The organism is Lactococcus protaetiae (genome assembly GCF_006965445.1).
GTDB classification, from domain to species: Bacteria; Bacillota; Bacilli; order Lactobacillales; family Streptococcaceae; genus Lactococcus; species Lactococcus protaetiae.
In genome coordinates, this window is record NZ_CP041356.1 from 2,597,110 (window position 1) to 2,610,893 (window position 13,784).

Annotated in this window: 13 protein-coding genes; all 13 read right to left on the minus strand. The window is 39.2% G+C overall.

Features of this window, described 5'->3' with window-relative positions; translation table 11 throughout:
• Window positions 1-11 precede the first annotated feature (11 nt).
• Entirely contained in the window at window positions 12-1,070 is a 1,059-nt protein-coding gene (locus tag FLP15_RS12225; protein ID WP_142767328.1) for an ABC transporter ATP-binding protein, read from the minus strand.
• Window positions 1,067-2,062, minus strand: a complete 996-nt coding sequence (locus FLP15_RS12230) for an ABC transporter permease (RefSeq protein WP_142767329.1) — start codon at window positions 2,060-2,062, stop codon at window positions 1,067-1,069. Before FLP15_RS12230 ends, FLP15_RS12225 begins: the two co-directional genes overlap by 4 nt.
• 1 nt (window position 2,063) lies before the next feature.
• A complete protein-coding gene (locus FLP15_RS12235; protein ID WP_142767330.1) occupies window positions 2,064-3,044 on the minus strand; it encodes an ABC transporter permease in 981 nt (326 codons plus the stop codon).
• A complete protein-coding gene (locus FLP15_RS12240) occupies window positions 3,041-4,147 on the minus strand; it encodes an ABC transporter ATP-binding protein (RefSeq protein WP_142767331.1) in 1,107 nt (368 codons plus the stop codon). Before FLP15_RS12240 ends, FLP15_RS12235 begins: the two co-directional genes overlap by 4 nt.
• A 70-nt stretch (window positions 4,148-4,217) precedes the next feature.
• The gene (locus FLP15_RS12245; RefSeq protein ID WP_142767332.1) at window positions 4,218-5,882 is read right to left on the minus strand and encodes an ABC transporter substrate-binding protein; all 1,665 of its coding nucleotides are present in this window, start codon (window positions 5,880-5,882) and stop codon (window positions 4,218-4,220) included.
• Between the two features lie 340 nt (window positions 5,883-6,222).
• Complete coding sequence (locus FLP15_RS13375) at window positions 6,223-6,531, minus strand: SIS domain-containing protein (protein WP_245392058.1); 309 nt, start codon at window positions 6,529-6,531, stop codon at window positions 6,223-6,225.
• A gap of 17 nt (window positions 6,532-6,548) precedes the next feature.
• Window positions 6,549-6,947, minus strand: coding sequence for a MurR/RpiR family transcriptional regulator (locus FLP15_RS13380; protein ID WP_223804652.1), 399 nt, complete (start codon window positions 6,945-6,947; stop codon window positions 6,549-6,551).
• 146 nt (window positions 6,948-7,093) lie between these two features.
• Window positions 7,094-8,437, minus strand: coding sequence for an asparagine--tRNA ligase (gene asnS, locus FLP15_RS12255; protein ID WP_142767333.1), 1,344 nt, complete (start codon window positions 8,435-8,437; stop codon window positions 7,094-7,096).
• Window positions 8,434-8,709: a hypothetical protein gene (locus tag FLP15_RS12260; protein WP_142767334.1), complete on the minus strand. Its 276-nt coding sequence runs from the start codon at window positions 8,707-8,709 to the stop codon at window positions 8,434-8,436. Before FLP15_RS12260 ends, asnS begins: the two co-directional genes overlap by 4 nt.
• Entirely contained in the window at window positions 8,709-9,038 is a 330-nt protein-coding gene (locus tag FLP15_RS12265; protein ID WP_142767335.1) for a GIY-YIG nuclease family protein, read from the minus strand. Before FLP15_RS12265 ends, FLP15_RS12260 begins: the two co-directional genes overlap by 1 nt.
• Window positions 9,031-10,212, minus strand: a complete 1,182-nt coding sequence (locus tag FLP15_RS12270) for a pyridoxal phosphate-dependent aminotransferase (RefSeq protein WP_142767336.1) — start codon at window positions 10,210-10,212, stop codon at window positions 9,031-9,033. Before FLP15_RS12270 ends, FLP15_RS12265 begins: the two co-directional genes overlap by 8 nt.
• Window positions 10,213-10,261: 49 nt before the next feature.
• Window positions 10,262-10,708 (minus strand): cell wall elongation regulator TseB-like domain-containing protein, encoded by a 447-nt coding sequence (locus tag FLP15_RS12275; RefSeq protein WP_142767337.1) that lies wholly within the window; start codon window positions 10,706-10,708, stop codon window positions 10,262-10,264.
• Window positions 10,709-11,324: 616 nt separating this feature from the next.
• Window positions 11,325-13,697 (minus strand): helicase C-terminal domain-containing protein, encoded by a 2,373-nt coding sequence (locus FLP15_RS12280; RefSeq protein WP_190288308.1) that lies wholly within the window; start codon window positions 13,695-13,697, stop codon window positions 11,325-11,327.
• Window positions 13,698-13,784: the final 87 nt, after the last annotated feature.

Here is a 13,784-nt window from a genome sequence, read left to right on the forward strand (position 1 = left end):
CTTACACTTTTTTACTTTTTATCACCAGTCAGCTGAGCAGGGAGTTCTTTTCCTTGCCTCATCTCATCATAAAGAATACATCCAACCAGATGACTCGCGTCATCTCCCGAGACATCCGTTGATTTCAAATCAACCTCATACTCCCGACAACCCTCATGAACAAAAGCACAGCGATCAGCAAAAGGACAACCAGCACCCAAAGTCGCCATATCAGGTGGCGTGCCAGGAATCCCACCCAGTTCTCGTCTTGGTCCATGCAAAGGTGGAAATGAATTAATCAAACCACGCGTATAAGGATGTCTTGCGTGTGCATACAAATCCAGCGCAGGTCCATCTTCAATAATCTGACCCGCATACATAATCGCAATTCGATCCGCAATCTCAATCAGCAAAGACATATCATGCGTGATAAAAATAACCGCAAATCCTAGTTTCTTACGCAACTCCGTAATCTGCTCCACAATCTGCCTTTGCATGACCACATCAAGCGCTGTCGTCGGCTCATCCATGATCAAAACTTTAGGTTCTAGCGCCAAAGCCATCGCAATCATGACCCGTTGGCGCATCCCACCTGAAAGTTGATGAGGAAAAGATTCCAAACGGTCAGGAGAAATACCCACCATTTCCATGAGTTCGACCGCACGCTTTTGCAGTTGCGCTTTGTCCCAATCTGGACGGTGTGCCTGTATGGCATCCTTAATTTGCCGTCCCACCTTATACACAGGGTTGAGCGAATTCATTGCCCCTTGAAAAACGACCGCTTCATCAACCCAGCGTTGTTCGCGTAGCTCTTTATCCGTCATTTTCAGCAAATCGCGCCGTTCACCATTGACCCCTTTTATCCAAACTTCGCCAGTCGTAATCAATCCAGGCGGAGGTAACAAACGCGTCGCACCGTAAACCAAAGTTGATTTCCCACAGCCTGATTCACCAGCCAAGCCTAAGACTTCACCCTCATGCAAGGTCAAGCTGACCCCACGCAAAACGTGTGCCGCATCATCTGTATAACCATAATCCACACTCAAATTCTTAATTTCAAGTACAGGCTCTGCCTTTGAAAAATCTGTCATGATTTTACCTCCTGTTCTTTGATGACACGTCCTCTATCATCATGATTATGATTAGCAATTGGTGTAAAACCAACACGTGGACGAATACCACGTTTCTTCAAAATTTTCGCATTCATACCCGTATTACGCAAGCGTGGATTGACAAATTCATCAATACCAAAATTAATCAAAGCAAGACTCATACCAAGAAATGCCACACAAAGCCCAGCAGGCGCATACCACCACCATTGTCCAGAAGTAAAGGCACCATTATTTTGCGCATAATAAAGCACTGTTCCCCAAGACCAATCTGAAGGTGGTATAATCCCAATATAAGATAAAGTCACAAGTGACATAATCGCAGCCGTTACCGTTCCAATAAAAGTTGAAGCCAAAATCGCGGTCAAATTTGGCAAAATCTCAAAGATAATAATACGCCAACGTGACTCGCCAGAAGCACGCGCCGCCTCAACAAAATCTCTTGTCCGCAAAGACATCGTTTGTGAGCGCAATACCCGCGCACCCCATGCCCAACCAGTAAAGGAAATGACCAGTACAATCGCACCAAGACCCGCATTTTGCATCGTCCCCATGATAATAATAATCAAAGGTAAGCCAGGAATGACAAGAAAAATATTCGTCAGCATTGACAAACCTTCATCTCCCCAACCAGATAGAAAACCAGCTGACACACCAATAACTGCAGCCAATACCGTTGCAATCACACCCGTAGATAAACTTACAACCATGACCCCACGTGTTCCGATAACTAATTGTGAGAAAATATCTTGTCCCACATTGGTTGTTCCCAAAAAATGTTGCATCGACGGTGCAGCATTTGACAAAGGAGATGTTTTATTTGGGTCAAATGGTGCAAGTATTGGTCCAAAAATTGCGACCAAGATAAAGAAAGCAAAGATACTTAAACCGATGATTGACTTAGTGTTGCGTAAGAAAACCATATGCTGTTTTTTTGCCACTTTTGGCTCTGATGTTTGTTTTACTTCAGACATTTTACCCCTCCTTTCGCGTCCGTGGGTCAAGAAACGCATAAACCACATCTGCCACAATATTTGCCAATAAAACCGACATTGTAATCACAAGAAAAATTCCTTGCATCAACGGATAGTCGTGATTATTTGTTGCTTGAAGCAAGCGATAGCCAATCCCTTGATAATTAAAAACTTGTTCCATAACCAAAGTCCCAGAAACCACAAAACCAAGTGATAAAGCAAACCCAGAAATTTGTGGCAAAATCGCATTTCTTGAAGCATAGCGAAACATCACCACTGATTCTCTCAATCCTTTAGCATGAGCTACTGTTACGTAGTCTTCTGAAGAAACCGTGACCATCATATTACGCATTCCAAGAATCCATCCGGCCATTGAACTTAAAACAATTGTCAAAGCTGGTAAGAATCCATAATACGCTACTGAAGAAATGAATGCCCCATTCAGACCTGGAACAGCATCAATTGAGTACGAACCTCCTTGAGGGAACCATTGTAATGCTGTCGCAAAAATCGCAATCGCCATTAATCCAATCCAAAAATAAGGAACAGATGAAAAGAAAGTTGTAATAGGAATCAAAGCATCCCATTTTGTTCCACGACGCCAACCAAGAATAATACCAATTGTTGTCCCAATCACAAAAGCAATAATCGTTGCCAATCCAACCAAACCAATCGTCCAAGGTAGCGATTGAGCAATAATTGTAGAAACTTTTGTCGGGTAAGCTTGTAGTGATACACCGAGATTACCGTGAAAAAGTTTGACCCAATAATCAATATATTGTTGCCAAAGCGTTTCATGAGAATCCATTCCAAAAAGTTTACGCAATGAATTAACCGCGTCAACTGAAATTTGTCCCTGATAACGTGCGATTAATGCTTGTACAGGGTCTCCAGGCATAAGTCTAGGAATAAAGAAATTCAACGTTACTGCTGCCCATGCCGTTACGATATAAAAAACCGCACGACGAATGAAAAATTTCATGAGTTAGTCTCCTTATTTTGAGCAATTTTTTCTTTGACTTCATCAGGTAACTCCATATCATGGATTGTTTTAAGTTCACCCTTATCTCCGATATTGACCATCGCTTCAGGATTGTCCGTATAAAGCCAACACGCCACTTCTTGACCTGTGGCGGCTCTGACAGTTGGTGGTACCTCACGCGCACAAAGTTCCGTAGCAAACGGACAACGCGTCCGAAATCTGCAACCTGATGGTGGGTCAATCAAACTTGGCGCTTCACCATGTGCCTCGCCCCGCAGGGCATTTAGCGCATCAGGGTCAGGTGCCGAGTTGACCAACAAATCCGTATAAGGATGCGCTGGATGTTGTGTGACCATCTCAGATGGGCCACGCTCTATGACGCGCCCTGCGTACATGACCAAAGTCTCATCAGCAAAATATCGAGCTGAAGCCACGTCATGCGTAATATACAAAATTGCAATGCCTTCATTGTCACGCAAATCTTTAAGTAAATTAAGAATCCCTAGGCGAATCGACACATCTAGCATAGAGATTGGTTCATCAGCAAGTAACACTTTAGGGTCCGCAGCCAAAGCACGTGCAATAGAAACCCGTTGACGTTGCCCTCCTGAAAGTTCATGAGGAAATTTATCAATATATCGCTCCGCTGGTGTTAATTTTACTCTCTGGAGTAATTCAATCACGGCTTCTTCTAACTTTTTACCACGTAATCCCTTTTTGTGAATCTGTAAAGCACGTCCAAGAATATAGCGAATCGTATGTACGGCATTCAATGAACCAAAAGGGTCTTGAAAAATCATTTGTACTTGATTGGTATATTCACGAAACCCCTTTCCTGATTTTGCCTTAACTGGCTGTCCATTAAGCTCAATCGTACCACTCGTAATCGGCACAAGTTGGCTTAATAATTTTGCGATAGTAGATTTACCAGAGCCAGACTCTCCCACAAGAGCAACCACCTGACCTGCGTACAAATCAAGGCTGACATCATCTGTTGCGTGTACAACCTTATCACGTTTAATTCCACCAACTGGAAAGTGCTTGACAATATGTTTAGCACTCAAAACTGGAATTTCATTTTTATTATTTTCAGTATTTGACAATGTTTCACTCCTTTCACAAGCTAGTAAAGAAAGGGCTCAAAAGAACCCTTTTCTCTACTCCTTTTAGCCTTTAATTTGACGCTGGTTTTAGCTTAGTTAAAACTAAGGTTTCAGCAGGCGTTGTCATATTGATATCTGTATATGGATTTTCTTTCGTTGGCCATCCTGTGTAGTATCTTTCTGTATAATTTCCCCAAACTGGAACTTCAAGTACAGGAATAACTGGAACTTGTTCTACATATACCTTTTGAATCGTGGCAAGGTCTTTCGTTCTTTGTGCGTCAGAAGTTGCATTAGCATAATCTTTCAGAGCAGCCGAGGCTTCTGGATTTTGGAAACGACCAAAATTATAGGTTGCAACTTGTCCAAGTGGTTTGTAGAAAGATTGATCCATTGAATCAAGGTAGATGTTGTATGGAGTAAAGCCAGAATCTGTCCAGTGAAGCGCACCATCAAAGTTTCCCTTAGAAATTTGATCATTCCATGTATCATAAGATGGATTTTGAACTGTAACTTTTGCACCCAAAGATTCAATTTCAGAACCAATAAGTTGAAGTTCTGCATCATAGTCTGACCAACCTGCTGGGTCTGTCAACATGACTGTTACTGCATTACCTTTTGCATCCTTCAAACCATTCTTAGTCCCTACTCCTGTATAGCCAGCTTTTGTAAGAATTGTTTTTGCATCAGAAAGACTCGTCTTGAAAGTTTGTCCTGTATAATCTGACGAGATAAAATCTTTACCTGATTCTGGAAGCCCTGTAACGCTCGTAATTGGACTTGATGCACCTGTGGTTCCTTGTTGAGAAAGTTGTGCGCGGTCAATCACTGTTGATACTGCTTGACGGAAGCTAAGATTTGAGAAAGCTCCCTTAGCATCATTGGTAAATAACGTTGTGTTACCCAGTGTTGATGGATACCATGCTTTATTCGCTTTATTTTTTGCCAACCATGCTGTCTTGTAATTTGCGATATAAACAAAGCCGTGGTCAACTTGACCTGAAGTCATTGCATTTGTCAAAGATGTATTATCATTGTATTCAATATAGCGAATCGTTGGAACTTTAAGTTTTCCACCCCAATAATTTGGATTTGCAGTCAAAGTTACACCTTGAGTAGACCAAGATTTAAGGATATAAGGCCCTGTACCTACTGGCTTTTGGTCAGTCCACTTTGTTGCGTCTTGATTTTTCCAAATATGTTCTGGAATAATAAATTGTCCATAAATTGCACTTTGGTGAACATATTGATTTGAAGTAAAGTTAATCGTTACTGTATCACCAGATGTGGTAATATCTCCAAATGGGATAGATTGGCTATTCAAAGCTGGTGTTTTTTTCATAAGATTGAAAGTATAAGCGACATCTTCTGCAGTCAGTGGCTTTCCATCTGACCATTTCACACCTTTACGAATAGTAAATTTAACTTGGGTATAATCTGAGTTCCATTCCCATTTTGTGGCTAACCAACCTTGAGGTTTTTGAGTGGGGTCAACATCATTATATTGAACCAATGTTTCATAAATCGCATAACGGTAACCTTGCACTGAAGCTGCTGAGGTTCCTAAGAAGGGATTTGAGTTATTCGTTTGGGGACCATCTGGTTTACCAAATGTAAGCACATGTGAGGGTGCTGCAGTTTTGTTGCCACTAGCACTTGATGAGCCACAGGCAGCAAGTGTTGCAACGGCAAGGACAGATGCACTACCAAGTGCAACTTTTTTCCAAAGTTTCATTTTGTTTCCTCCTAATGAAAACAATTTTATTTTACAAATTAAAATACAAAGTCTAACTTCCATTTAGTATTCTCTTATCTATGATAAGAGAAAGGGCTAGCCCTTTGAATTTTGATTACGCTTACATTATATCTGTTTTTATTGTAGAGTCAATAGCTATATTACCTTTTGGGAGCGGTACCAAAAATACGGTACAATTTTATCTTAATACATACAAAAATAATAAAGATGTAAAAAATCGAGATTCATCAATCGCATTAACTAGCGATTCTGAACCTCGATTATTACAAAATCAAAATTTATTACTTACATTGTTCCGAAGGATAAATTGCTGTACCAGCTATTTTTCTTCCAAAATCATCTCAGATAATACTTCTATTATAAATATTGCTGGAATTTGGCTTGTTAAATCTCCATAAAGATTAATACGCCGTTCTTCTACTTTGTAGTTTATAGATATGTCGCTTATTCTCGCTAAAGTACTTTCATCATGTGGTGTAACGGATGCAATCAAAACCTTATCTTTATTTTTTACATGCTGCAATACCTCAAGTAGTTCCCCTGTCTCTCCCGAAATTGAAAAAACAATAATTAAACTATCTTGTGACTCTATGAGACGGGAATCTAAGGGATAGGTCATATCTGTCAATGCTGAAGCATTGAGGTTTAGTGTCGCAAACCTACGAGTTGCGTATCGGCAAATATTCCCGAAGCACCCAGACCAAAAAAAATAATACTATCAGCTTTTATCATCATTTCTGACAACTGACGACATTTTCCTATCAGCTCTGCAGGATAGTGACTTGCTGACAATAGGCGAAACATATCACTGTCAGCAGTTGATTTCATTTGCTGATTCTCAACAAACTCTTGAAAATTATAATACGAATCGTAACCTAATTTATGAATCAATCTCATGACACTAGATGAGCCAGCATGAGCCTCCAACGCGATATCTCTGACATGCATATAGGGAATTTTCTCAAAATTATCACGTAAATAATTATAGATTGATTTCTCAGTCTCCGTTAATTTTTTAAAATCTACTTTCCCTAAAAATGCCATTTTTTTATTGCTCCTTTGAAGTAATTATTTCAATTTCTAAGGGTGTTCTAAATCCATGCTAGTTTATCCATCCCACTTCACCGTTCAGCTATGCAATATAGTCGCTTAGTCAGGGCAAAACATTATTTTTGAAAGCCCTTCAATTTTTAAGGTTTAATACGATTAATCATTCGTGGGAATGGAATAGCTTCACGAATATGTTCTGTACCTGCCGCAAAAGTGACCATTCTCTCAAGACCGAGTCCAAAACCTGCGTGTGGTACTGAACCAAATTTACGAAGCTCCAAGTACCATTCGTAGTCTGCTGGATCTAGACCAAAGTCAGCAATTTTCTGAAGCAACAAATCATAATCTGTCTCACGCTCAGAACCACCGATAATCTCTCCATAACCTTCTGGTGCAAGCAAATCGGCACAGAGGACACGTTCAGGATTACCAGGTACTGGACGCATATAAAAGGCCTTGAAGCTTGCTGGATAATTAATCACAAAGGTTGGGACACCATAAAAGTTTGACAACCAAGTTTCGTGTGGAGAACCAAAATCATCACCATGCTCTACGTGCTCATAGTCTGTGTCTTCATCGTGTTCGTGTGCTTGCAGTAAATCTATCGCATCATCGTAAGATACTCTCATAAATGGCGTATCAATATATTTTTGTAAAAGACTGGTATCACGTTCTAGTGTTTCTAACGCATAAGCTGCATTATCCAAAACACCTTGTAACAAGGCTTTGACATAGGCTTCTTGAATATCCAAAGATTCATCATGTGTCACAAAAGGATACTCAGCATCCATCATCCAAAACTCTGTTAAGTGACGACGAGTCTTAGATTTTTCTGCACGGAAAACAGGACCAAAGTCAAAAACGCGACCAAGTGCCATGGCACCAGCTTCGAGATAAAGTTGTCCAGATTGGCTTAAAAATGCAGGATTGCCAAAGTAGTCTGTTTCAAAAAGTTCTGTCGTATTTTCAGCCGCATTACCTGAAAGAATCGGAGAATCAAACTTGATAAAACCATTTTTAGCAAAGAAATCATAGCTCGCATAGATGATGGCATTGCGGATTTGCATAATCGCCATTTGACGTTTTGAACGCAACCAAAGATGACGATTATCTAATAAAAACTCAACTCCATGCTCTTTTGGCGTGATTGGATAATCTTGTGAAGTTCCTATGACTTCAAGGTCAGTCACATCCAGTTCATAGCCAAATTTTGAGCGAACATCTTCTTTAACTACGCCTGTCACGTAAACAGAAGTTTCTTGGGACAAGTGTTTGATTGCATCAAACTTGGCAACTCCAATTTCTTCGCCATATTTTTCTATCATGTTTGGCTTAAATACTACTGCTTGGAAAAAAGCAGTCCCATCACGCAGCTGGAGAAATTGAAGTTTTCCTTTACCGGATTTGTCAGCAACCCAAGCACCGATTTTTACTGTTTCACCGATGTGTTTTTTCACATCAATGATTGAAATTAAGTCTTTCATAAATAAGTCCTTCTATAATTTTTGATTGATTCTAGTGTGTGATAAAAATAGTGTACTAATGCGCCCAAAGATAAAATTATCAGAATAAGCTTTGTGATAAATTGGGGAACAATCAAGGCAAATATTCCGACAATAATCGCAAATCCAAGCACAATAAGTGTTCGAAAAATACCTTGAATCCAAAATCTTTTCTTGCTTTTTCCTTGTTTTGTCGCTCCAAACAAAGTTTGAATGATAATGTCTCCAAATAAATCAGCGAACAATTCAGTCATTAGTACAATTCCTCTTCTGAGAATTTTTCTAACCAAATTTCTTTTAGGATTTTTAAATCCTCTTTAAATGCTTGAGTGCTTTGAAGTTCATCTTTTTTGAGTTCTTCTAAAACTTCGAATTCAAAAGCTGCAGTTTTTGCATCTTTTTCGATGGCATAAGGTAAGCCATTCCCCGTTTTTCTTGCAAACTCAAAACGATTTTTTGCCCCTCCTAAATCAGGTGCAATATCAATATATTTTTTACCTGTGCTTAGGTTTTTGTAGACTACAATGCCGCCAATTTTTTCTGCAAGCTTGTAGGATTTTTTTGCTTCATTTTTATCAAGCATCCATCCACTCCTTAATCCGCCTTACTGCTTCTTCTAGAGTTTCTAAATCTGTTGAATAGCTCAAACGAACATTTTCTTTGGCACCAAAACCAGCGCCTGTTACAAGTGCTACACCTGCTTCTTCAAGAATTGCTGTAGTAAACGCGGTCACATCATCATAGCCTTTAATTTTCATCGCTTCTAGCACTTTAGGAAAGAGATAGAATGCACCACTAGGTTTAACGACTTCAAAACCAGAAATTTCTGCAAGTTTTGGATAAATCACATTTAGTCGTTCTTCAAAAGCGGCGTGCATTTTCTTAAAGTCCTCATCTGCTCCAGAAAAAGCTTCGATAGCTGCATATTGCGCAACGGCTGTAGGATTAGACGTCGTTTGACTTGCGATTTTAGTCATTGCACTAATAATTTCTGAATCTCCAACAGCAACACCGATTCGCCAGCCCGTCATCGCATAGGTTTTTGATGCTCCGTTGATAACCATTGTACGCTCCCGAATTTTATCTGAAAGACTAGATATCGCTGTAAATTCCGCACCATTATAAACTAATTGATGGTAGATATCATCTGCTAAAATCAATAAATCATTTGCAACTGCCCATTCTCCAATATGTTTTAACTCTTCTTTGGAATAAACCATTCCTGTCGGATTGGACGGAGAGTTGAGTAGCAAAATTTTAGTTTTATTCGTTTTGGCAGCTTCTAGTTGCTCAACTGTGACTTTAAAATGATTCTCTTGTTGAGCCTTTACAATGACAGGCTTACCTCCCGCCATTTTAACTTGGTCTACATAGGAAACCCAATAAGGTGCAGGAATAATCACTTCATCATCAGGGTCTAGCGTTGCCATAAAGTAGGTATAGAGTGCAAATTTTGCTCCAGTAGTAATCAAAATTTCTTTTTTGTCAATCTCATAACCATAAAATCTCTGCCAATAACCTTGCACTGCAGTTTTAAGTTCAGGTAATCCTCCTGCTTGTGTATAAAAACTCGCCTTACCATTTTCTATTGCAGCAATTGCTGCTTCTCCAATTTTTTTAGGTGTTGGAAAGTCAGGCTGACCTAGTGTAAGGTCTATAATATCTCTACCTTGAGCTTTTAATTCCTTTGCACGATTTGCTGCCGCTAAGGTTACAGATTCATCCATTTTTAATACAAAATCAGAACATTTTTTCATAATTCCTCCGATAATTTAACTTTCATCTCAAAAATAAAGCACAAATAATCTAGTCTATAAGAACTTTTCCTGATTTAAAATCATACACTTTGAAGCCATTACTATTATTTACTTCCCAAGCTGGTTTATTTTTATAAAGTGCAAGCACGACAGACTTTGTATTCTTTGTTGCTAATGTTGATGGAGAAACGCCTTCGTTGAGATTTACAACGGTTATTGTACCCGCTTTCTTTGGTATTAGAACACCAATCTCTTTGTTATCTTTATCAATTCCGACAATAGAATAAGTCGTTGTATCTGTCGTTGCGATGTCAAATGCTTCGGGAGTCTTTAAATCGGTTTTTTTCTTGGCAATTGTAATAGCCTGTGCTCGCATTGAATGGTAAGGATTCATACTTTTCCAAAAGAAAAGAGCGGTGGCAAGATAAATCGCTAAGATTACTGTCAATATCCCTATAATAATCTGCGAATGACGAGTCATTTTTCGCTTTTTCATGTATTTTTTCCCTCAAAATCCAATCTGTCAGTGCTGACAGACGAATTTATCAAAGCAAGTGCCATGCTATCTCCGCCTTGCGGCTACGCTGTCGCTGCACCACGGGTATCCATTCGCTCTAAACTGCTAAAGAGCAGCAAGGCAAATGGTTCGCTAAGGCGCTACGTGCTTCGCACGCCGTTCTACGAACGGTCTCCGCAACTTCGTTGCTCCGCTGTCCATTTGCTTAACTGCTAAAGCAGCAAGAGCAAAAGGCAAAGCGCCTAGTCGCAATCGGAATCCCTCTTAACTACCTAGGTGTAACAACTAGCATATCCGTAAGTTGCTAAAGCAACAACGGCTATCCTATCTTAGATCGGAGATAAAGCAGCACTATGCTTCGAAGTTCGTCCGACTGCCCTAGGGCGTTAGTGCTTTAGCACTTAGGCTTCTGGGACAGGGTGACCTCATATCAAAGATGTGAGGTTGTACCCTAAATTCAGTGGTGAGTTGCCCTTTTATCAGTCGCTTTGCCTTTTGCTTAGCAGCGAAGATAGCGACTAGAGAAAATGGACAAATGTTTTATGAAAATCCCACTGAATAAGTCTTGACTTCATTTTTGTTCAACTATTTTTTATTATATCAAAAATTTTCTGATTTCGCTGATAGCATCGTGTAAGCCAAATTTTTTGACTGGTAGCGCTCCTGCCAAATTTTTACGCATTTTTTTTGCATAAGATTTTCCTGACAAACGCTTATCAAGAACTATAATACTCGAATATTGATTTTTTCTGCGATTGACTCTTCCCAATGCTTGTCGTAGCTTGAGTGTTGCCATCGGAACATTAAAATCATAAAAAGGATTCTCAAATTTTGCAGCATATTTTTTTGTCAAAATATCATCTGGTGTTGCGAAAGGAAGCCTTGGAATGACTAACAGCAAGCGGTTTTGTTTGTCAAAATCTACTCCCTCCCAAAATGAACCCAAGCCAAGTAAAATTTTACTTTCACCTTTATCAAATTTTTTCTTGAGTTGTGCAGGTGTACCATTGATTTCTTGAGCCAAAATATTGAAACCATCTGCAGACAGTTTTTCCGCGACAAAAGTCAATGAAATTTTGGAAGTAAAGAGTACAATAATTGGCAAATTAAGCGTTGCAAGTTCTTCAATAGTGGCTGCCGTGTAATTTGAGTAATCAACGACACTAGTATTCTTGACATTGGGACCATCAGTAAGTGCAAATAATTCTTGATTTTTCGCTTGTTCTCCCTCAATTTTGAAGAAACGATAGTCATCAAATCCTAATAAATCAGGAAAAGACGGCTTATCTTTTGACAGCGACAAGGTTGCGCCGAGCATAAATAGCTTTGTCTCTTTTGGGATAAGCTTACTGAAGTTATAAAAATCTTGTTTGCTTGCAAAAATTTTGTCATTTTCGCGCCAAATAATGCTATTTGGTACTGACAGAATTTCTGTCAGTGCTGACAGCTTTAATTCTTCCGAATCTATTTTTATTTTTTCTAAATTTAGCTCTTTTTTATTGAGTTGAAAGACTAGACTTTCTTCTAGGCGCTTAATCAACTGTGGATTTTCTGAATTTTCAATGTCTATCTTGATGAGCTCGTCAGTAATTTTGACAGACTGTTGACCTGCATTTTCCATAATCGGAAAAAGTTGCTGCGCTTCATCGACAACTAGAATGCGATCTTCAAGAAAGTTTTCCGGATAATCAGCAAGACGCTCAACAAGATAGGCATGATTGACGACTTCTACTTGGGAAACTTTTGCTTTTTCTTGCGCTCGTAGCCAGAAATCTTGCTCATAATGAAATTGCTTGGTATTAATAGATCCATCATGACTGATTGCAGCAAAATATTCAGCGTTTGTCATGACTTTTGATAGCTCGTCAAGCTCTCCTGTGGTCGTTTCAGTAAGCCAGACCAACACTTTCATTTTGAAAATCTCAAAATTTTTCCCATCTGTATTATTGAGCAAGAGTTTTGAGAATTTATGAAGTGAAATATAATTTCTTGTCCCTATAATTTTGGACATTTTTATGCCAAATGTGTGTTCCAACTTTGGTCCGACGTCTCGGAGCAACTGACTTTGTAAAACTTTTGTCGCTGTGGAAATGACCACTTTTTTATCTGCCATGAGCAGCGGAAGCAGGTAACCATAGGTTTTTCCCATTCCTGTAGGCGCTTCAATGAAAGTCGCTTGTGGAAATGCCAATTCGGCTTCCATTATTTCTGACAATTTTACTTGTTTTTCACGTACTGACAGCTCTAGTTTACTGATATTTTCTGAAAAACTTGCTGACAGATTGTTGTCAGTGCTGACAGAAATTTTGTCAGTAAATTTTTTCGTTGCAATATTGTGAACAAGTGTTATTCCATCGGGATGTAGCGCTGTCTTGGTTAATTGTTCTTGCAAGAAGAGTTTACTTTCATAAAGCAAGTTGTCTGAATGTCGAAGTAATTCTTCCAAGCTTGCTCTTGGCAATTTTTGAATTTTGTTTTCTATTTTTAATAAAAGTTCGGCTGTTGCATACGCATCAGAGAGTGCTGCATGAGGATGCTCATGAGAAAGATTTAATTTTTCGCTTAGACTTTCCAGACCATATTTTTCAAAAGTAGGATAGAAAACACGAGCTAAATCAACGGTATCAATCCGTGGCATTGGAGGAAATTCTAAACCAATGTTTAGAAAACTCTTTTCCAAAAGTCCATAATCAAACTTTGCATTGTGGGCAACAAAGATACAATCTTCTAAAACTTTTCTCACTTTTGATGCAACTTTTGAAAAATCCGGTGCCAAACTCAAACGTTCATCTGACAGCCCTGTCAGCTCACTAATCCTTGGCATAAGCAACTCATGAGGATTAACATCCGTTGCATAAGTTCCAATAATCGCACCATCTTCAACCAGCGCAATCCCAACCTGTATAATCTTATTTTCACTACTATGAGCATCGGTCGCTTCCAGATCCACCACAGCATATCGAGTCATATTTCTCACCCATTTCTTATCTTTTCTTAAAAGTCACTTTTGTCAGTACTGACAGAAGCACTTTTAGAAAATTCACTTTATCAATTA